Raw genomic sequence first — 16,721 nt, 5'->3', positions numbered from 1 at the left:
CGGAAAGAACCGCGTTTCCTTCGCTCTCCGACAGCGCCATACCCGGGCGCGTCGGCACCGCGCGGCATAGGCTGTGCCCCATGGTGAGCCTGACCGCGGATATGAGTCCCCTGCACCCCGACCGCAACCTCGCTCTGGAGCTCGTGCGAGCGACCGAAGCGGCAGCGATCCGGTCGGTGCCGTTCATCGGCCGCGGGCAGAAGGAGCTCGCCGACGGGGCGGCCGTGGACGCGATGCGCGCGTTCCTGACCACCGTCAACTTCGACGGCACGATCGTGATCGGCGAGGGCGAGAAGGACAACGCGCCCATGCTGTTCAACGGCGAGCGTGTCGGGACCGGTCGCGGGCCGCAGTGCGATGTCGCGGTGGACCCCATCGACGGCACCTCGCTCACCGCCGCAGGTCGCAACAACGCGCTGTCGGTGCTGGCGGTCTCGGAGCACGGCACCATGCTCGACGCCTCCACCGTCTTCTACATGGACAAGCTGGTCACCGGGCCGGCCGGGGTGGGCGTCGTCGACATCCGCCTGCCGATCGGGGAGAACATCCGCCGGCTGGCGAAGGCGCTGGGCAAGCCCGTCGACGAGATCGTCGTGTCGGTGCTGCACCGCCCCCGTCACGACCGCCTCATCGAGGAGATCCGCGAGGCCGGCGCCGGCACCCGGCTGATGAGCGACGGCGACGTCGCCGGCGGGATCAACGCCGCACGCCACAACGCCCGCACCGACATGTGCGTGGGAATCGGCGGCAGCCCGGAGGGCATCGTCACCGCGTGCGCGATCAAGGCGCTGGGCGGTCACATCCAGGGGCGGCTGTGGCCGCGGGACGACGACGAGAAGCAGCTGGGTCTGGATGCCGGGCTCAAGGTCGACGGCGAGGTGTACGAGGCCGACGACCTGGTGACCGGGACGAACACGATCTTCGTCGCGACCGGCGTCACCAACGGCGAGCTGGTGGCTGGTGTGCGCAGGGAAGGCGACCACATCTACACCGAGTCGGTCGTGCTGCGCGGCGCGTCCGGGACGCTCCGCCGCATCACGTCGGAGCACCTCACATCGAAGTGGCTCTGACCCCGAGGGCAGACGTGATGGGTCTGTGACCCTTCTCCCAGCGTTGCCTCTGGCACAATGGGGATCGGTGTCGACGGCGATGCACATCATCGCTTCCGAGTTCCGAGGGGATCCACACATGAGCACTCAGGTGAACGGCCCGAAGACCGGGCAGATGCCCGTGATCATCTCGACCGACCCCGCTCGACGCCCCGACGTCCTGTTCCGCCGCCGGACCCCTGAGGGTCATCAGGTGAGCGCGTGGTGGATGATCGGTGCCTTCCTCGGTGTGTCGGCTGCCGTCATCGGTCTCATGACCTTCTTCCCCGGCGGGCTCTGAGCCCGACCGCTCAGTCCTCCGCCACGCGGTCGCGCACCTCACCGACATCGGCGATGAGCGCCGGCTCGGCCTGATCGAACTCCGGCGCGGTCAGCCGACGCGGCGTGCTCTCGATCACTGCGGGCGCGGCGACCACATCGAGCTTGGTCTCGTCGATGCCGGGGAACCGCCGCGCGGTCACCAGCACCCTGCTCTCGAGGGAGCCCACGAGCTTGTTGTACGACTCCACGGTGCGTTCGATCGCCCGGCGCATGTCGTCGGCGTGGCCCGTCAGCGAGCCCAGGCGTTCATACAGCTGCGTGCCGAGGGCCAGCAGTTCCCTGGCCTCCTCGGAGACGTCCTGCTGCGTCCAGGTGTACGCGACGGTCTTGAGCACCGCCCACAGATTCACCGGTGACGCCAGGGCGACGCGCTTGCCGAAGGCGTGATCGAGCAGTGCCGGGTCCTGCGCGAGCGCGGCCGAGAGCAGCGATTCGCTCGGAACGAAGCAGATGACGAACTCGGGACTGGCATCCAGGCCTGCCCAGTACGCCTTCTTCGACAGGGCGTCCACGTGCGCGCGCACCGCCTTCACGTGCCGGTCCAGCAGGGCCTGTCGGCGTGCGCCCTCCTCGCCCTGAGCCGTCTCGGGGATGGCCGTCGCTTCGAGGTAGGAGTCGAGCGGCACCTTCGCATCGAGGGCCAGCGCTTTGCCCCCGGGGAGGCGGATGATCATGTCGGGCCGGCCGGCACCGGCATCCGAGGAGACGGAGGACTGCAGGTCGAAGTCGACGTAGCGGGTCAGGCCCGCGGACTCCACGATGCGGCGCAGCTGGGTTTCGCCCCACACGCCACGGGTGGCGTTGGAGCGCAACGCGCCGGCGAGCGACTCGGTGGTCGAGCGCAGTGCCTCGTCGGATTCCTGGGCGCGGCGCAGCTGCTCTGCCAGTGAGCCGTACTGCTGCTGCCGCTCGCGCTCGAGCTGCTCCACCTTGTGCTGCATCGACGACAGCGACTCCTGCACCGGCGCGAGGGCCCGCAGCACCGCCTGCTCACGGCGCTCGCGCTCCTCTCGGGCGGCCTGCTCGGCACGGGCCTGCAGCCCGAGGTCGCGCTGCAGGGCGCGCTGCTCGTCGAGCTGGCGGGCCAGGGTGTCACGTGCGGTCTCGGCCGCGGCGGCGCGGGCGGCGAGCTCGCCGCGATCCCTGCCCGCGCGCTCGGAGGCGCGCGCGGCGCCGGCGAACCAGCCGGCGCCGACACCGACGGCGAGGACCACGAGGATCAGCAGGGCGAGGGGGAGGGCGTCCATGATCCGAGGATGCCATCGGCCACCGACATCGCCGTGACGGCGCTCGGGCCGCAGGCTGAGGCGAGGCTCAGACGGCGAGGGCCACGGCATCCGCCGACAGAACCGCCGGCGCCGGCGCCGGAACCGCGATCTGACCCACCCGCAGCCCGAGGGTGGCAGCGAGGTCGGACACATCGTCGACCCCGGCGCGCGCGGCGGCGTCGATCATGATGTGCGCACACGCGAGGGCGTCGGCGGCGGCGTCGTGGTGCGCGAACTCCAGGAAGCCCACCGCCGTGGCCACCGACGGCAGCCGGTACGACGGCAGCTCGTAGGTCTTGCGCGCCACCTGCAGGCTGCAGACGTAGCGGTACGGCGGGCACACGTCGCCGGTGACCTCGCAGGCGCGTCGGAGCACCGTCATGTCGAAGCCGGCGTTGTGGGCCACGAGCACGTCGGAGCCGACGAAGGCGGCGATGTCATGCAGCTGCGCCGACCAGCTCTTGGCGTGGACGACGTCCTCGGCGCGGATGCCGTGGATGCCGACGTTCAGGTCGAAGAACCGGTCGTGCCCGGCGGGCGGCTGGATGAGCCAGCCCGCGGTGGCGACGACGACGCCGGCGCGCACGCGGGTGAGTCCCACGGCGCAGGCCGAAGCGCTGGAGGAGTTCGCCGTCTCGAAGTCGATCGCGGTGAAGTCCAGGGGCACCCCTCCACTCTCGGTCCGACCCACGCCGAGGCGCGGAGGGCACGCCGCGGCGACCCGGATCCGCCCCAGGGTGCCGTTTGTACAGTGGAAGCATGGCTGATCACGACTTCCTGGCGACATCGTTCGGCGGGGCGACCGGAGAGTACGAGGCCGGCCGCCCCGACTACCCCCTCGACGCGGTGCGGTGGCTGCTGCCGACCATCGACGGCAGGGCCGTGCGGGTCGTGGACGTGGGGGCGGGCACCGGCAAGCTGAGTCGCGGACTGCGCGATGCCGGCGCAGACGTCGTGGCCGTCGATCCCGATCCGGGGATGCTCGATGCGCTGCGCGCCACCAGCAGCGGCATTCCGGCCTTCGTCGGACGCGGCGAGGACCTTCCGCTGCCCGACGACAGCGTGGATGCCGTGGTGTTCGGCCAGTCGTGGCACTGGGTGCGCCCTCCGGCGGCGTCCGCCGAGGCGGCGCGCGTGCTGCGCCCGGGCGGGGTGCTGGGCCTCATCTGGAACATCCGTGACGAGGCGGTGGAATGGGTGGCGCGCATGGGGTCGATCATGGACGGCAGCGCCGCCGAGCGGATGCTGGCGGCCGGTCACCCACCCGTGTCTTCACCCTTCGGCCCGCTCGAGGAGGAGACGTGGAGCTGGTCGCGCCCGATGACGCGTTTCGACCTGCGGGCGATGGCCTTCTCGCGCAGCCACGTCATCACGGCATCCGATGATGAGCGCGCCCGCATCGACGCCGAACTGGCCGACCTGTTCGACGACATCGGCGCGGTCGGCGATGAGGTCGTCGACGTGCCCTATCTGACCTACGCGTTCAGGGCCCGCGTCGCGGTGTGAGGTCTGGCGTCAGCGGCGGGGCGCCAGACGGCCGCGGCCGAAGGGCAGCACGGGCGCCCGGTAGACGAGCGGCGTGAGGGCATCCGCGGCGACGGTCGCCTCGGCCTGCCCGAATCGCCACAGTCGGTTGAAGAGGTACACCGCGATCACCGCGTGCGCCCCCGGGGGAACCTGCCAGGTGCCCACGCCCCACTGCGTCGGCTGACCGCGGCCGTCGATGACGAGCGTGGGTCGCAGCCCGGCGTACAGCGCCAGCTTCGGCCGCTGAATCGTGATCTCGAGCCGCCGTGCGAGGGCACCGCTGTCATCCGGTGCGGAGGCGGGTGCGGCGTCGGATATCGGGCTGACCATGCTCGACGGTATCCCGAACAGCGGCCGGGGAGTGAACCGGGCGAGGGGGCGCACGGTGGGAGGATGGAAGGATGACCGCCACACTGGTCGCCCGCGGCCTCGCCGGCGGGTACGGCCACCGCACCCTGTTCGACGGACTCGACCTCACGGTCGCGCCGGGCGACGTCGTCGGCGTCGTCGGTGCGAACGGCGCGGGCAAGTCCACCCTGCTTCGCCTGCTCGCGGGCATCGATGAGCCGCAGGCCGGCTCCATCGCGCTGTCGCCGCCCGACGCGTTCGTAGGGTGGCTGCCGCAGGAGCACGAGCGGGTGCCCGGTGAGACGGTCGCCGACTACATCGCGCGGCGCACCGGGTGTGCACAGGCGACCGCCGACATGGATGCCGCGGCGGCCGCGCTCGCCGAACCCGCTCCGGTGGGAGGCGCCGGCGCCGACCCGGCCGACGTGTACTCGGCCGCGTTGGACCGGTGGCTCGCCAGCGGCGCCGCCGATCTCGACGAACGGGTGCCCGTGGTGCTGGCCGACCTCGGACTCGACGCCGACACGGCGGGAGACGCGCTCATGACGTCGCTGTCGGGCGGGCAGGCCGCGCGCGTGGGGCTTGCCGCGCTGCTGCTGTCCCGCTTCGACATCGTGCTGCTGGATGAGCCCACCAACGACCTCGACCTCGACGGGCTCGAGCGTCTCGAAGCCTTCGTGCGCGGACTGCGTGGTGGGGTCGTGCTGGTCAGCCACGACCGCGAGTTCCTCGCACGCTGCGTGACGAAGGTGCTCGAACTCGACATCGCCCAGGGCAGCAACCGCGTGTTCGGCGGCGGCTACGACGCCTACCTCGAAGAGCGGGCGACGCTGCGCCGTCACGCACGGGAGCAGTACGAGGAGTTCGCGGACAAGAAGGCCGACCTCGTCTCGCGCGCGCGGACGCAGCGGGAGTGGTCGAGCCAGGGAGTGCGCAACGCGATGCGCAAATCGCCCGACAACGACAAGATCCGCCGCAAGGCCGCGAGCGAGTCCAGTGAGAAGCAGGCCCAGAAGGTGCGCCAGATGGAGAGTCGCATCGCGCGCCTCGACGAGGTGGACGAACCCCGAAAGGAATGGCAGCTGCAGTTCACGATCGGCGCGGCTCCCCGCTCCAGCTCGGTCGTGGCGACCCTCAGCGGTGCGGTGGCGCGACAGGGGGCATTCACCCTCGGCCCGGTCTCGCTGCAGGTCAACGCGGGCGAGCGCATCGGCATCACCGGTCCCAACGGGGCGGGGAAGTCCACGCTGCTGCGGCTGCTGCTGGGGCGGCAGAGCCCCGACGAGGGCACCGCGAGCCTCGGCGCGAGCGTCGAGATCGGCGAGGTAGACCAGGCCCGGTCGCTGTTCGTGGGGTCCGCGTCGCTGGCCGACACCTTCGAGGCGCTCGTGCCGCAGCTGGCATCCGGCGAGGTGCGCACCCTGCTGGCGAAGTTCGGGCTCAAAGCCGACCACGTGAACCGTCCCGTCGACGAGCTGTCACCGGGGGAGCGCACGCGCGCCGGGCTTGCGCTGCTGCAGGCGCGCGGAGTCAACCTGCTCGTGCTCGACGAGCCGACCAACCATCTCGACCTCGCGGCGATCGAGCAGCTCGAGCAGGCGCTCGAGACCTACGAGGGCACCCTGCTGCTGGTGACGCACGACCGGCGGATGCTCGACACGGTGCAGACCGATCGCCGCTGGCGGGTCGAAGCGGGTCAGGTCACCGAGCTCTAGCCGAGCGGATGCCGCGCGTCAGCGGCCCTGGCGCTTCTTGTAGGGCTTCGGCTGACCCTTCACGACGGGGGCGCGTCCCTTGCCCTTGGAAGCCTTCGCCTTGCCGCCCGCGGGGACGACGGGCTTCGGCGCGGGGGCGGGGGCGGAGGCGATGCGCTCCTTGGCCTCGTCGAGGAACAGCTCGCCCACCTTCGTCAGACGCGTGCCGGAACCGTCGCGGGTGATCAGCGCCTGCCCGACCTCGGCCTCGAGCTTGTCGATCGAGGTGTAGAGCGATGCCAGTGGGATGCCGAGGGCTTCCGCAGCGCGCGGGAAGTGCAGTTCCTCGGCGACGGCGACGAACCGCTCCAGGTGCGTGATGTTCACAGGATGCCTTCCTCCGCCGGAGGGACCCGGCGGCATCCATTCTCTCAGCACGCGCCGGTCGGGCCCGGCGCCGCCCGCCACGTAGACTGGATGCCCGTGGCTCTTACCATCGGAATCGTCGGTCTCCCCAACGTCGGCAAGTCGACGCTCTTCAACGCCCTGACCAAGAATCAGGTGCTCGCGGCGAACTACCCGTTCGCGACGATCGAGCCGAACATCGGGGTGGTGAACCTGCCCGACCCGCGCCTGGACAAGCTCGCGGAGATCTTCCACTCCGAGCGGATCCTGCCCGCCGCGGTGTCGTTCGTCGACATCGCCGGCATCGTGCGCGGCGCCAGCGAGGGGGAGGGCCTGGGCAACCAGTTCCTCGCGAACATCCGCGAGGCCGACGCCATCGCGCAGGTCGTGCGCGGCTTCGCCGATGACGACGTCGTGCACGTCGAGGGTGCGGTGAACCCCAAGAACGACCTCGAGACGATCAACGCCGAACTGGCACTGGCCGACCTGCAGACCCTCGAGAAGGCGATCACGCGCTACGAGAAGGAAGTGCGCGGCAAGAAGGCCGAGCCCGTCGTGCTCGAAACGGCGCTCGCCGCGAAGGACGCGCTCGAGCGCGGGCAACTGCTGTCGTCGTCCGGCATCGACGTGACGCCGATCCGGGAACTGGGCCTGCTCACCGCCAAGCCCTTCATCTACGTGTTCAACGTCGATGAGTCGATCCTGACGGATGCCGCGCGCAAGGCCGAGCTGGAGGCGCTCGTCGCCCCGGCGAAGGCCGTGTTCCTCGACGCCAAGATCGAGTCAGAGCTCATCGACCTCGACCCCGAGGACGCCGCCGAGCTGCTGGCATCCACCGGACAGGACGAGTCGGGTCTGGATCAGCTCGCCCGCATCGGTTTCGACACGCTGGGCCTGCAGACCTACCTGACGGCAGGTCCCAAGGAGGCCCGCGCCTGGACGATCGGCAAGGGATGGAAGGCGCCGCAGGCTGCCGGCGTCATCCACACCGACTTCGAGAAGGGCTTCATCAAGGCCGAGGTCATCTCGTTCGACGACCTGGTCGAGACCGGCTCGGTCGCCGAGGCCCGCGCGAAGGGCAAGGCGCGGCTGGAGGGCAAGGACTACGTCATGCAGGACGGCGACGTGGTGGAGTTCCGCTTCAACAACTGACCCCCCCCCGGTCGTTGAGCGAGCGTGTTCCCCGGTCGTTGAGCGAGCGAAGCGAGACGAAACGCCCCGCTCGGAGAGGAGCGCACGGTGAGTGACGAAACCGCCCCGCGAGCCGACGGCAGGCACCGCCCCGCGTGGAAGGCCGCGCAGGACCACGCGGTCCCGGAGGACGTCGCCCGCCTGCTCGACAGGGTGCCGGAATGGTTCGGGCAACCGGAAGCGAACGCAGAGTACATCGAGGCGGCGCAGACCAAGGAGACCTGGACGGTACGTGACGCCGACGGCTCGGTGATCGGCGTCACTCTGGTGGACCGGCACTATCCGCACGTCGCGGAGATCCATCTCACCGTGGTCGATCGCGCGGCGCATGGCTCCGGCGTCGGAACGGCGATGCTCGCTGCGATCGAGGCCGACGCGGTCGGCCGAGGGGTTCGCCTCCTCGAGGTGAAGACGCTCGGTCCCTCGCACCCGGATGCCGGGTACGCGCTCACCCGGCGCTTCTACGAGAAGATGGGCTTCCTGCCCCTGGAGGAGACGGGCCTCTGGGGCGAGGGCACGCCGTGCCTGATCATGGTGAAGCCGCTCCGCTGACGTTCTCCTCGCGTCTGGGTCGTTGAGCGAGCGAAGCGAGACGAAACGCGCCGCGACTCAGGCGTTGAGCGTCGTGAGGGGGCGGGAGTGACCCAGTGAGGGCTGCGCCACCACGCCGTCGAGGCCTGCGTCAACTGCCGAATACGCGAGTGTACAAGTCCACCGCGAACGGAACACCCACCGAGAGGATGGCGACGAGCAGGACGCCGCCCCAGAGCATCCGTATGCGTCTCGCCGACTCGACTTCGCGACGCAGTTCGCTGAACCTCTGCGCATCGACAAGCGGCTGAGGCTGCGATGACCATGTCGCCTCGTCGCGGACAACCGCCGTCACCGCCGTCAGCTTCGCCGGGTTGAGAAGCGGCTTTTGCTTCTTCAGCCACCGCAGGAGCTGGGGCGCCGCCAACACCGCGACATCCTCCGGCTGCTCTCGAATCGTGATCTCCTTGGCGCCGACGATGACGATGGCTCCGCGCACGGGGACGTCGATGCCGGCCGCGGTCGACAGCAGCTTGCGCGTTCTCTCAATCTCGTACCGCGTGTTGCGAAGATGGTCGGTCTTCTGACCATTGACCAGTAGCCGCCGGCTGCCCACCCAGATCCGCGCGCCCTCGTGGAGCTTCGTATTGATGGTGAACACGCCGGCGGCGCCGACGACAACGTGGTCGATGTCGCTGCCTCGGGTTCCGATGGGCACGGAGTGGAGAACGGCCCAGCCCTCATCGAGCGACTCAAGGCGGGTTGCCGCGTCGAGTTCGCCCAGCGTTCCCAGATACCAGGAGCGCGAGTCCTCCGACAGGGGCGATCTGCCGAAGCATCGGGCGAGGGCTGAGCGCGGATGCACCTGACTCTGAACGCTGAGGCACTCGGCCATCACGGATGCCGCGGCAACCGTCCCGAAGACCGGCGCAGCCGCAGGAGAGGAGTCCGGGGACAGCTGAGGGGCAGGTTCGGTCGTCATCGAGTCGAGTCTAGGGAGCGCGGGGCGTACCGTTCCGCGCCGACGAGCGATACGCGCCGCCCGCCCGGTCGTTGAGCGACGGAGTTCTCCGTCAATGTCCGACGATCAGGCAGCGGAACCCTTCATCATCGCGAGCTGGATGAGGTTGCCGCATGTGTCGTCGAAGACGGCGACGGCCACGTTTCCGTAGTCCGTCACGTCTTGCGTGAATCTCACGCCGAGCTCCTTCATGCGCGCGACTTCCCTGTCGATGTCGTCGACGGCGAACTGCGTGAACGGGATGCCGTCCTCGACCAGAGCGGCCTTGAACGCCTTTGCGGCGGGGTGCTGATCGGGTTCGAGCAGCACCTGGACGCCGTTCGGATCGGCGGGGCTGCTCACCGTCAGCCAGCGGTACTCGCCGGTCGGCACATCGACCTGTTTCATGAAGCCGAGCTTCTCGGTGTAGAAATCGAGCGCCTTCGACTGCTCGTCAACGTAGACGCTGGTCGTCGTGATGCTGATCATGATGCGGATTCCTTTCGCTGCCACCGCGCGGCGATCGCCGCGAGTGGTTCGGTGTGGAGGTCATGGAACTTGTATCGGCCCTCGCGGCGCGTGCGGATGAGGCCCGCGGATTCGAGGACCTCGAGGTGCTGTGACACGGCCTGGCGGGATGAGGTCACCCCGTGCTTCATGGTGAGTCGCCCGCAGATCTCGAAGAGCGTCTGGCCGTCGCGATCGACGAGCTCGTCCAGGATCAGTCGGCGCGTCGCATCCGAAAGCGCCCGATAGAGTTCTGCGTCCTGATCCACGCGCCCACGTTATGCAAGTATCCACTTGCCTGTCAACGGCCCGGTCGTTGAGCGAGCGCAGCGAGACGAAACGGCCGCAACACGGGTCGTTGAGCGAGCGCAGCGAGACGAAACGCTCGGGACTCATCCGAGCCGCGCCCAGCGCCCCTCCGAGATGACGTCGATCGTCCCATCCACGACGCGGACCGCGGTCTCGTCATCCATGACATACGCGGGAACGCCGATCTGTGCCGCCCAGCGCTCCGCGGCATCCATCGTGTTCGTGGGGAAGACGTCGAGGTGCGGGAAGATCGCGAAGTCGACGACCCCGAGGGTCGTGTCGTCCGGCGCCGACGGCCACTCGACGAAGTAGTCGCCGATGCGCGGGGTCAGCACCATGCTGCCCGCGCTCACCCCCACCCACACGGTGTCGGTGAGTGACGGGAGCGAGTCGGCCAGCCCGGACGCCCGCATCCAGTGCGCGAGGTAGGTCGCCTCGCCGCCGTCGACGAGGAGGACATCGGCGTCGCCCACCCACCCCTGCCAGCGCTCCGGCGCGATGGTGGGCAGCGCGGTGAGTTCCAGAAGGCCGATCGACTTCCAAGGGAGCGAAGTCATCCCGCCCGATGGCGGCAGACCGCTGACGAAGCGGCGCGCCGAGACGGGACCGCACAGCGGATGGCCCCATTGGGCGGTGGGGATGCAGAGGGCGGACGCCTCCTCGATGTCGGTGCCGAGCATCTCGAGGAGCGCAGCGCGGATGCTGTCGTTGGTGATGCCGCCAGACGTGAGGAGAAGCTTCATCGTGCCCCCGGAGGTGAGAGGTGGGTGCGCTGATGCTACGTCCCCCTCGCAGGGCGCGCCCAGACCCTGCCGCGTTCGCGCGCCGTGGGACGATGGCGGTATGGCTTTGCACTTGCTCACCGGCGCCGGCTCCGGCATCGGCGCCGCCCTCGCCGCGCGCCTGCAGGCACGTGGCGACGATCTCATCCTGCTCGCGCGCAGCGACGCCCGTGCGGCGGAGCTGCGGGAACGGTTTCCCGGTGCTCAGACGATCGTCGCCGACTTGGCGGCGCCGGGCGAGCTTGCCGCGGCGCTCACGCGGCACGACCTCCCCGGCCGCCTGGACTCGCTGCTCCACGTCGCGGGCGTGGTCGACCTGGGCCAGGTGGCCGAGCTCACCGTCGCGAAGTGGGCATCGCAGCTCGACGTGAACCTCGTCGCGCCGGCTGAGCTGACCCGGCTGCTGCTGCCGGCGCTGCGCGCGGCGAAGGGCCAGGTGGTGTTCGTCAACTCCGGCGCCGGACTGCGTGCGGCGCCCGACTGGGCGGCCTACGCGGCATCCAAGCACGGACTTAAGGCGCTCGCCGACAGCCTGCGCGCCGAGGAGTCGCCGCACGGCGTGCGGGTGTCGTCGGTGTATCCCGGGCGCACCGCCACGGCGATGCAGGAGCGCGTGCACGAGCAGGAAGGACGCGATTACGACCCGGCCGCCTTCATCGATGCGGACTCGGTCGTCACGAGCATCCTCACCGTGCTGGACCTGCCTCGCGACGCGCAGATCCCCGACCTGACGATCCGACCGGGCGTCTGACGGGAGTGGGCGGGTCCAGGCTCCGGGGGTCATGATGTATTCATGTCAGTGACCGCACTCACGGTGCCGCGGCCCCCGCACGTCGTCCGGCTCGGCAGCGGAACCCCAGTGGTGTTCGTGCACGGCAACGGCGTGGATCACCGGATGATGCTGGCGCTGGATGCCGCCTTCGACGAGTCCGGGCTGTGGGAACGCATCTACCTCGATCTGCCCGGGTTCGGTGCGACGCCGGCGCTGGATGCCCCAGGTGGATTGTCCCAGCTCGCCGACTGGCTCGATGAGGCAGTAGGCGGATTGCTCGGCTCCACGCCGTTCGCCGTGGTGGGCGCGTCGCTCGGCGGCCTGCTCGCCCGCGATCTGGTCGCGCGTCGGCCCCACCAGTGCCTCGGCATGGCGCTGCTGGCTCCTGTCGTGGACTCGGTGCGCGAGAACCGATTGGTCCCACCGCACGCCGTTCTGGTCGAGGATGCCGCGCTCGTCGCCGGGTTGAGCGCCGCCGATGCCGAGGCCTACACCGAGTTGGCCGTCGTGCAGTCCCGGGAGAACTGGGAACGCTTCCGACGGTCGGTGCTCCCCGGCCTGCAGAGCGCCGACGTGCGCGCCATGGCGCGCCTGGCGAAGGACTACGCCCTGCCCGCGCTACCCGACGATCACCTCGCCGGCTTCGATCGTCCGGTGCTGATGCTGACCGGTCGTCAGGACGCCGTGGTCGGCTATGAGGATCAGTGGGCGCTCGCGCAGCGCTTCCCCCGTGCGACGTATGCCGTGCTCGACGGGGCCGGCCACAACCTGGAGAACGATCAGCCCGACCTCGTGCAGGCGCACCTGGCCCGGTGGGCGCAGCAGATGACGGAGTACGCGACGGCCGACCGTGCACACCGGCGGTCGGGCGCTCGCCCCGAGCAGTCCTGAGCCATGCCCTTCACCCTCGCCGCGCCCGTTCACAGTGAGTTCGTCATCAAGAAGAGCCGCTTTCTGGGGTGCGTCGAGCCGGTCGCGGGACGTGAAGCTGCCGTCGCGCGGGTGCAGGAGCTGTGGGCCGAGCATCCGGACGCCCGTCACATCTGCTGGGCGCTGATGGCCGGCGGCCACTCCGCCGCCAACGACGACGGCGAGCCGAGCGGCACCGCGGGCCGCCCCATGCTCGAGGTGCTGCGGCACCAGGAGCTCGAGGGAGTGCTCGCCACCGTGGTGCGGTACTTCGGCGGCGTGAAGCTGGGTGCGGGAGGGCTCGTCCGCGCATACACGGATGCCGTGGCGCAGGCGCTCCTCGGTGCCGAGCGCGTGCCGCTCATCCGCACGCGGATGCTGCGCGTCTCGGTGCCCTACGCGCAGGAGGGCGCCGTGCGCCGCGAGCTCGAGGTCGCCGGCGCGGAGCTCGGAGAGGCCAGCCACGGGGTCGAGGTCGAGCTGAGCTTCGCCGTGCCCGAGGATCGCGCCGGTGACCTGGCCGCGCGCGTGGACGACATCTGCCAGGGTCGCGCGGTCTGGCACTGAACGCCGCTGTGGTCCGGGTCGCCCCTGTGGTGGCGTAGACTGATTCTCGATAGGCGGATTTCTCATCCGTCTCGCCCCGGCCGCGTGGTAACGGTCGGGGCTTTCTCTTTGCCCGGGGCCGGCCTGCCGGCATGGACACCGCGTTTCGTCTCGCTTCGCTCGCTCAACGACCGAGGGGGTGCTCGCTCAACGACCGAGGGCCTGCCCGCACGGACACCGCGTTTCGTCTCGCTTCGCTCGCTCAACGACCGAAGGGGTGCCCGCTCAACGACCGAGGGGCCGCAGGCGCCGGCATCCGATAGCGTCGAACGATGACTCCCGACGAACACCGCTTCAATGCGCTGATCCTGATGTTCGCCAACCTGCAGCGCCTCATGGTCTTCCACAACGCCCTCGCCATGCGGGACGGGCGTGAGCTGGATGCCGCCCTGGCAGAGGAACTCACCTCACGGCTCGACCTCGTCGGTGCGGTGATCGCACGCGCGAGCGAGGCCAAAGCCGTGAGTGAGGCGGATGCCGCGGAGGTGCTGCCGGTCGTGCCGTATCTGCAGCACGAGGTGCGCGCCCTGCTCGACACTCCGGTCGACGCCGACCTCGGGATCCAGGCCGCCCTCGGCGCGGCAGAGGTGTACGCGTCGATGTGGATCGACGAGGGCACCATCCAGATGGGGACGGTGTTCGACCGACCGCAGTGGGTCGATCGGTCGATGCAGAACAAGCCGATGTTCATCTCGCTTCGCAACCGGGCGAACGCCGCGGTCGTGGCCGCGTCGACCGGCGAGTACTCCGACGACGTGCGTGCCGACATCGCCGACCACGCGCAGGCCGCACGCAACAACCGCGCGCAGGCGCTCGCGCAGATCGATGGACTGCCGATCATGCTCGACGGACGGGATGCGCGCGAACCCTCCCGGGCCTGAACGCCGTCGCCCCAGGGCGAGCGATCCTCTTGAGCCCCGAAGGCCGGGGCACCGAAGGAGTATCGCCATGCCCGTAAACACCACCGACGACCGCGTGCAGCGCCTCGAACGCCTGTTGTTCGACGAGGACCCGATAGGTCTGGACTACGAGGGGACGAACCCCGACGAGTATCACCCCGAGGCGGTGGAGATCGCCCCGCGGATGGCAGCGGTCCGCTCGTACGACGACACCCTGACACTCGTGCACCGCGTGTTCATCGCGATGTTCGGGCGCGACATCGCCGGTCCGCGCCGGCGTTACCAGCGCATCGCCGAACGCGTCTGGGAGCTGTGGCGCGCGCAGTGACCGGCGGGACCGCCCGCACCTGATCGGGTGGATGCCGCGGCGGCCGGTCACGCCGTGGCGGCATCCCACCAGTCGAGCACGCGCGTGCCGGTGAGGGTGAGCCACTTCGACGGCTCGCCCTCGCCGGCATCCACGTCGAACCACGTGCGGCCCGGGAGGGGAGCGCCCTGCAGCCACGTGCCGTCGGGCCGGCGCGCGTCGCGCACCACGGCGACGGCGTCGGCCATGCGGGCGTCGGGCGCGCGGCCCTCGTGCAGCGCGACGTCGCGGAAGTGGTCCAGTGCGGTGAGGGCGCTGTACCGATGGCGGGTGGGGGCGACGAACCGCGACACGAACTCTCCCACCGGCTCGCCGGTGCTGAGGCGGTAGAGCAGGCGCCGCTCGAGCAGGTACTCCTCGCCGCCATGGCGGGCATCGCGCGCCGTGGTGTCTCCGGTGAGCTTCTCGTAGGCGAGCAGCCCACGCACGGCGTTGAGGGTCGAATGGAACGATGAGCGCACCGAGTGGCCCTCTTCGGCTTCGCAGTTCCACCCGCCGTCAGCCAGCCGGTGCTCTACGAACCACCGAGCGAGCGGTGCGACGGCGACCCCGAGCCACGCGCCGGATGCCAGCGTGTACGAGTTGATGCAGATGTCGACCTCCCCGCCCCAGTAGGGGAGGTCGTTGTACTCCCAGCGGCTGTTCGCGGCGAGGCGCTCGGCGGTGTCGCCGAGGGCGGCGGCATCCACGCCCCATTCGCGCAGGTCCTTGAGGCTCCAGGTCGTGGCGATCCACGGCTGGCCCGGCTGCTGCATCTCCTCGCTGTCGAAGAACCCGGCCGGGAAGAACGCACCGCCGGCCCATTGGCCGTCGGGGTCCTGGTGCGACAGGAGACGTGCCCCGAAGCCCTCGACGAGAACGCGTGCGCGCGTGCGCTGCCACACCTCGTCAGGTGCGCCCGCCAGGTCGCGCTCCACCTGCCATCGCAGGGCCGGGTCGGAGTCGAGCAGCCAGTCGAGCACCCGTGGGTCGGTCGTCATGAGGGCACGATAGACCGGTCGCGAGTCCGGTGTCAGCAGGTGCCGCGAGCAGCGGTGTGCGCGTGCCGGGGTTCAGCCGCGCGACCCTGCTGCCGCGAGCCCAGCGGCCCAGGCGTGCGCGCGCTCGATCTCGCCCTCGAGCAGCGGACCCTCGTACCCGTGCACGCGGAAGGTCGCTGGCTTGAGGGCGGTGTCGAAGCCCAGCCTGCGCAGCTCGCGGCGGGCGGATGCGGCGGCCGAGCCGGGCAGACGAGGCTTGTCGACCCGCGTGTCGAACGCTGCCGCGGGGATCGAGGCTAGGCCGGCGGTGAGCCCGGCGAGCCACTCGCGGATCCCGCGCTCGGGCGCATGCGGCGCACCGTGCGAGGTGACGGCTTCGGCGCGGGTGGCCGGCCGCGGCATCGAGAACGCGTGCGTCGGACCGCCGACGACGAGCAGGTCGTAGCCGTCCAGCGACGCCGGGGCGGAATCCGATTCGACCACATCCACCGTTCCGGTTCCGGCAAGCGTCTCTGCCACTGCTCGCGCGATCTTCTCCGTGTTACCCCACAGCGATTCATAGACGATCAGTGCACGCATGTCGCCACCTCCCGCACGACTGTCCTGTGCTGTCCGACGCTCAGTCACCATCACTCGCAGGCTAGTCCTCGAACAGGGCCAGCGGTGGGACCCTTTACGCGCCCCGAACCTGAGGATGCGTGGGTTCGGGGACGGATACGCGCCCCGAGCCCCGAGGCGGGCGGGATCCGCGACGCGGCCGAGCGCGGCGGTCAGCGGCGGAGGGCCTCGCTCAGCCAGCGGGCGTAGAGGGTCCACGGGTCGCCGGCCGCGCGCACCGCGGCGATGTGCGCGGCGAGCGACTCGTCGAGGGTGAACCACTCGCCACCCTCGCGGATATCGCCGAACTCGCGGTGTCGCTGCTGCTCGAGGGCTCTGGCGCCGCGTTCGAACGCGAGCAGCTCCTCGTGCCGGATCGCGGCGAGGCGCTGCCGGGGCCGCCACGTCGTCCCGATCTTCACCCGTGCGTCGAAGCGCAGGTAGTACACGACGTCGATGCGGGGGAGCGGCAGATCGGGGTCGGGAGCGGCGCCGTAGCGCCACCCGCACGCGGCGCAGACCCACGAGCCCTCCGCGCGCACGCCGGCCAGTCCGCCGCACAGTGCGCACGGCCCCGGCAGCGCGTCGCGGTCCACGCC

Annotated in this window: 22 protein-coding genes; 11 read left to right on the top strand and 11 right to left on the bottom strand. The window is 70.3% G+C overall.

Translation table 11 applies throughout. From position 1 onward, the window contains the following. Window positions 1-80 precede the first annotated feature (80 nt). Together glpX and NQ165_RS03850 are read left to right on the top strand one after the other, a co-directional pair. On the top strand, window positions 81-1,070 hold the full coding sequence (gene glpX / locus NQ165_RS03855) for a class II fructose-bisphosphatase (RefSeq protein ID WP_257531451.1): 990 nt from the start codon (window positions 81-83) through the stop codon (window positions 1,068-1,070). A 118-nt stretch (window positions 1,071-1,188) separates the two neighbouring features. Next, entirely contained in the window at window positions 1,189-1,389 is a 201-nt protein-coding gene (locus NQ165_RS03850; protein ID WP_257531450.1) for a UDP-N-acetylmuramyl pentapeptide phosphotransferase, read from the top strand. A gap of 10 nt (window positions 1,390-1,399) precedes the next feature. On the opposite strand, the gene NQ165_RS03845 is transcribed toward NQ165_RS03850, so the two are convergent. After that, window positions 1,400-2,677 carry a DNA recombination protein RmuC gene (locus NQ165_RS03845; protein ID WP_257531448.1) on the bottom strand — a complete coding sequence of 426 codons (1,278 nt, stop codon included), beginning with the start codon at window positions 2,675-2,677 and terminating at the stop codon, window positions 1,400-1,402. A gap of 67 nt (window positions 2,678-2,744) precedes the next feature. Beyond that, a complete protein-coding gene (locus NQ165_RS03840; protein ID WP_257531446.1) occupies window positions 2,745-3,365 on the bottom strand; it encodes an exonuclease domain-containing protein in 621 nt (206 codons plus the stop codon). Between the two features lie 92 nt (window positions 3,366-3,457). Here NQ165_RS03840 and NQ165_RS03835 point away from each other — a divergent pair, with 92 nt between their 5' ends. Continuing rightward, entirely contained in the window at window positions 3,458-4,204 is a 747-nt protein-coding gene (locus NQ165_RS03835) for a class I SAM-dependent methyltransferase (RefSeq protein WP_257531443.1), read from the top strand. A gap of 9 nt (window positions 4,205-4,213) precedes the next feature. Here NQ165_RS03835 and NQ165_RS03830 read toward each other — a convergent pair whose 3' ends face one another. Then, window positions 4,214-4,555, bottom strand: a complete 342-nt coding sequence (locus NQ165_RS03830) for a hypothetical protein (protein ID WP_257531441.1) — start codon at window positions 4,553-4,555, stop codon at window positions 4,214-4,216. A gap of 71 nt (window positions 4,556-4,626) precedes the next feature. Here NQ165_RS03830 and NQ165_RS03825 point away from each other — a divergent pair, with 71 nt between their 5' ends. Further along, window positions 4,627-6,288, top strand: coding sequence for an ABC-F family ATP-binding cassette domain-containing protein (locus tag NQ165_RS03825; RefSeq protein WP_257531439.1), 1,662 nt, complete (start codon window positions 4,627-4,629; stop codon window positions 6,286-6,288). A gap of 18 nt (window positions 6,289-6,306) precedes the next feature. On the opposite strand, the gene NQ165_RS03820 is transcribed toward NQ165_RS03825, so the two are convergent. Continuing rightward, entirely contained in the window at window positions 6,307-6,654 is a 348-nt protein-coding gene (locus NQ165_RS03820) for a LysR family transcriptional regulator (RefSeq protein ID WP_257531437.1), read from the bottom strand. A gap of 96 nt (window positions 6,655-6,750) precedes the next feature. On the opposite strand from NQ165_RS03820, the gene ychF reads away from it, so the two are divergent. After that, window positions 6,751-7,824, top strand: a complete 1,074-nt coding sequence (gene ychF / locus NQ165_RS03815; RefSeq protein WP_257531435.1) for a redox-regulated ATPase YchF — start codon at window positions 6,751-6,753, stop codon at window positions 7,822-7,824. 87 nt (window positions 7,825-7,911) lie between these two features. Further along, window positions 7,912-8,415 (top strand): GNAT family N-acetyltransferase, encoded by a 504-nt coding sequence (locus tag NQ165_RS03810; protein WP_257531432.1) that lies wholly within the window; start codon window positions 7,912-7,914, stop codon window positions 8,413-8,415. 130 nt (window positions 8,416-8,545) lie between these two features. On the opposite strand, the gene NQ165_RS03805 is transcribed toward NQ165_RS03810, so the two are convergent. The 4 genes from NQ165_RS03805 to NQ165_RS03790 all read right to left on the bottom strand — a co-directional run bounded on the left by NQ165_RS03805 (window position 8,546) and on the right by NQ165_RS03790 (window position 10,953). Then, a complete protein-coding gene (locus tag NQ165_RS03805) occupies window positions 8,546-9,376 on the bottom strand; it encodes a nuclease-related domain-containing protein (protein ID WP_257531430.1) in 831 nt (276 codons plus the stop codon). Window positions 9,377-9,481: 105 nt separating this feature from the next. Continuing rightward, window positions 9,482-9,883 carry a VOC family protein gene (locus NQ165_RS03800; RefSeq protein ID WP_306816367.1) on the bottom strand — a complete coding sequence of 134 codons (402 nt, stop codon included), beginning with the start codon at window positions 9,881-9,883 and terminating at the stop codon, window positions 9,482-9,484. Further along, window positions 9,880-10,170 carry a helix-turn-helix transcriptional regulator gene (locus NQ165_RS03795; protein ID WP_257531428.1) on the bottom strand — a complete coding sequence of 97 codons (291 nt, stop codon included), beginning with the start codon at window positions 10,168-10,170 and terminating at the stop codon, window positions 9,880-9,882. Before NQ165_RS03795 ends, NQ165_RS03800 begins: the two co-directional genes overlap by 4 nt. A 123-nt stretch (window positions 10,171-10,293) precedes the next feature. Then, window positions 10,294-10,953 (bottom strand): Type 1 glutamine amidotransferase-like domain-containing protein, encoded by a 660-nt coding sequence (locus NQ165_RS03790; protein ID WP_257531426.1) that lies wholly within the window; start codon window positions 10,951-10,953, stop codon window positions 10,294-10,296. 100 nt (window positions 10,954-11,053) lie between these two features. On the opposite strand from NQ165_RS03790, the gene NQ165_RS03785 reads away from it, so the two are divergent. From NQ165_RS03785 to NQ165_RS03765, 5 genes are all read left to right on the top strand, one after another. After that, window positions 11,054-11,743, top strand: a complete 690-nt coding sequence (locus NQ165_RS03785) for an SDR family oxidoreductase (protein WP_257531424.1) — start codon at window positions 11,054-11,056, stop codon at window positions 11,741-11,743. Window positions 11,744-11,785: 42 nt separating this feature from the next. Beyond that, window positions 11,786-12,655 carry an alpha/beta fold hydrolase gene (locus NQ165_RS03780; protein WP_257531422.1) on the top strand — a complete coding sequence of 290 codons (870 nt, stop codon included), beginning with the start codon at window positions 11,786-11,788 and terminating at the stop codon, window positions 12,653-12,655. Window positions 12,656-12,658: 3 nt separating this feature from the next. Further along, window positions 12,659-13,240 carry a YigZ family protein gene (locus NQ165_RS03775; RefSeq protein WP_257531420.1) on the top strand — a complete coding sequence of 194 codons (582 nt, stop codon included), beginning with the start codon at window positions 12,659-12,661 and terminating at the stop codon, window positions 13,238-13,240. A gap of 311 nt (window positions 13,241-13,551) precedes the next feature. Further along, window positions 13,552-14,160 (top strand): hypothetical protein, encoded by a 609-nt coding sequence (locus NQ165_RS03770; RefSeq protein ID WP_257531419.1) that lies wholly within the window; start codon window positions 13,552-13,554, stop codon window positions 14,158-14,160. 67 nt (window positions 14,161-14,227) lie between these two features. Beyond that, entirely contained in the window at window positions 14,228-14,506 is a 279-nt protein-coding gene (locus NQ165_RS03765; protein ID WP_257531416.1) for a hypothetical protein, read from the top strand. Between the two features lie 47 nt (window positions 14,507-14,553). Here the strand turns inward: NQ165_RS03765 and NQ165_RS03760 are convergent, their stop codons facing one another. The 3 genes from NQ165_RS03760 to NQ165_RS03750 all read right to left on the bottom strand — a co-directional run bounded on the left by NQ165_RS03760 (window position 14,554) and on the right by NQ165_RS03750 (window position 16,718). Beyond that, on the bottom strand, window positions 14,554-15,525 hold the full coding sequence (locus NQ165_RS03760) for a squalene cyclase (protein WP_257531414.1): 972 nt from the start codon (window positions 15,523-15,525) through the stop codon (window positions 14,554-14,556). Between the two features lie 72 nt (window positions 15,526-15,597). After that, complete coding sequence (locus NQ165_RS03755) at window positions 15,598-16,104, bottom strand: flavodoxin domain-containing protein (protein ID WP_257531413.1); 507 nt, start codon at window positions 16,102-16,104, stop codon at window positions 15,598-15,600. A 191-nt stretch (window positions 16,105-16,295) separates the two neighbouring features. Then, on the bottom strand, window positions 16,296-16,718 hold the full coding sequence (locus tag NQ165_RS03750) for a GIY-YIG nuclease family protein (RefSeq protein WP_257531411.1): 423 nt from the start codon (window positions 16,716-16,718) through the stop codon (window positions 16,296-16,298). Window positions 16,719-16,721 lie beyond the last annotated feature (3 nt).

It is taken from the genome of Microbacterium sp. zg.Y1084, from assembly GCF_024623595.1.
GTDB classification, from domain to species: Bacteria; Actinomycetota; Actinomycetes; order Actinomycetales; family Microbacteriaceae; genus Microbacterium; species Microbacterium wangruii.
This window is presented reverse-complemented; position numbering and strand designations above follow the sequence as displayed.

What these genes read in the sequence shown, in the direction of transcription:
- glpX (WP_257531451.1), top strand. Translation starts at nt 81, where the DNA reads ATGGTGAGCCTGACCGCGGATATGAGTCCCCTGCACCCCGACCGCAAC.
- NQ165_RS03850 (WP_257531450.1), top strand. Translation starts at nt 1,189, where the DNA reads ATGAGCACTCAGGTGAACGGCCCGAAGACCGGGCAGATGCCCGTGATC.
- NQ165_RS03845 (WP_257531448.1), bottom strand. Translation starts at nt 2,677, where the DNA reads ATGGACGCCCTCCCCCTCGCCCTGCTGATCCTCGTGGTCCTCGCCGTC.
- NQ165_RS03835 (WP_257531443.1), top strand. Translation starts at nt 3,458, where the DNA reads ATGGCTGATCACGACTTCCTGGCGACATCGTTCGGCGGGGCGACCGGA.
- NQ165_RS03830 (WP_257531441.1), bottom strand. Translation starts at nt 4,555, where the DNA reads ATGGTCAGCCCGATATCCGACGCCGCACCCGCCTCCGCACCGGATGAC.
- NQ165_RS03825 (WP_257531439.1), top strand. Translation starts at nt 4,627, where the DNA reads ATGACCGCCACACTGGTCGCCCGCGGCCTCGCCGGCGGGTACGGCCAC.
- NQ165_RS03805 (WP_257531430.1), bottom strand. Translation starts at nt 9,376, where the DNA reads ATGACGACCGAACCTGCCCCTCAGCTGTCCCCGGACTCCTCTCCTGCG.
- NQ165_RS03800 (WP_306816367.1), bottom strand. Translation starts at nt 9,883, where the DNA reads ATGATCAGCATCACGACGACCAGCGTCTACGTTGACGAGCAGTCGAAG.
- NQ165_RS03790 (WP_257531426.1), bottom strand. Translation starts at nt 10,953, where the DNA reads ATGAAGCTTCTCCTCACGTCTGGCGGCATCACCAACGACAGCATCCGC.
- NQ165_RS03785 (WP_257531424.1), top strand. Translation starts at nt 11,054, where the DNA reads ATGGCTTTGCACTTGCTCACCGGCGCCGGCTCCGGCATCGGCGCCGCC.
- NQ165_RS03780 (WP_257531422.1), top strand. Translation starts at nt 11,786, where the DNA reads ATGTCAGTGACCGCACTCACGGTGCCGCGGCCCCCGCACGTCGTCCGG.
- NQ165_RS03775 (WP_257531420.1), top strand. Translation starts at nt 12,659, where the DNA reads ATGCCCTTCACCCTCGCCGCGCCCGTTCACAGTGAGTTCGTCATCAAG.
- NQ165_RS03770 (WP_257531419.1), top strand. Translation starts at nt 13,552, where the DNA reads ATGACTCCCGACGAACACCGCTTCAATGCGCTGATCCTGATGTTCGCC.
- NQ165_RS03765 (WP_257531416.1), top strand. Translation starts at nt 14,228, where the DNA reads ATGCCCGTAAACACCACCGACGACCGCGTGCAGCGCCTCGAACGCCTG.
- NQ165_RS03760 (WP_257531414.1), bottom strand. Translation starts at nt 15,525, where the DNA reads ATGACGACCGACCCACGGGTGCTCGACTGGCTGCTCGACTCCGACCCG.
- NQ165_RS03755 (WP_257531413.1), bottom strand. Translation starts at nt 16,104, where the DNA reads ATGCGTGCACTGATCGTCTATGAATCGCTGTGGGGTAACACGGAGAAG.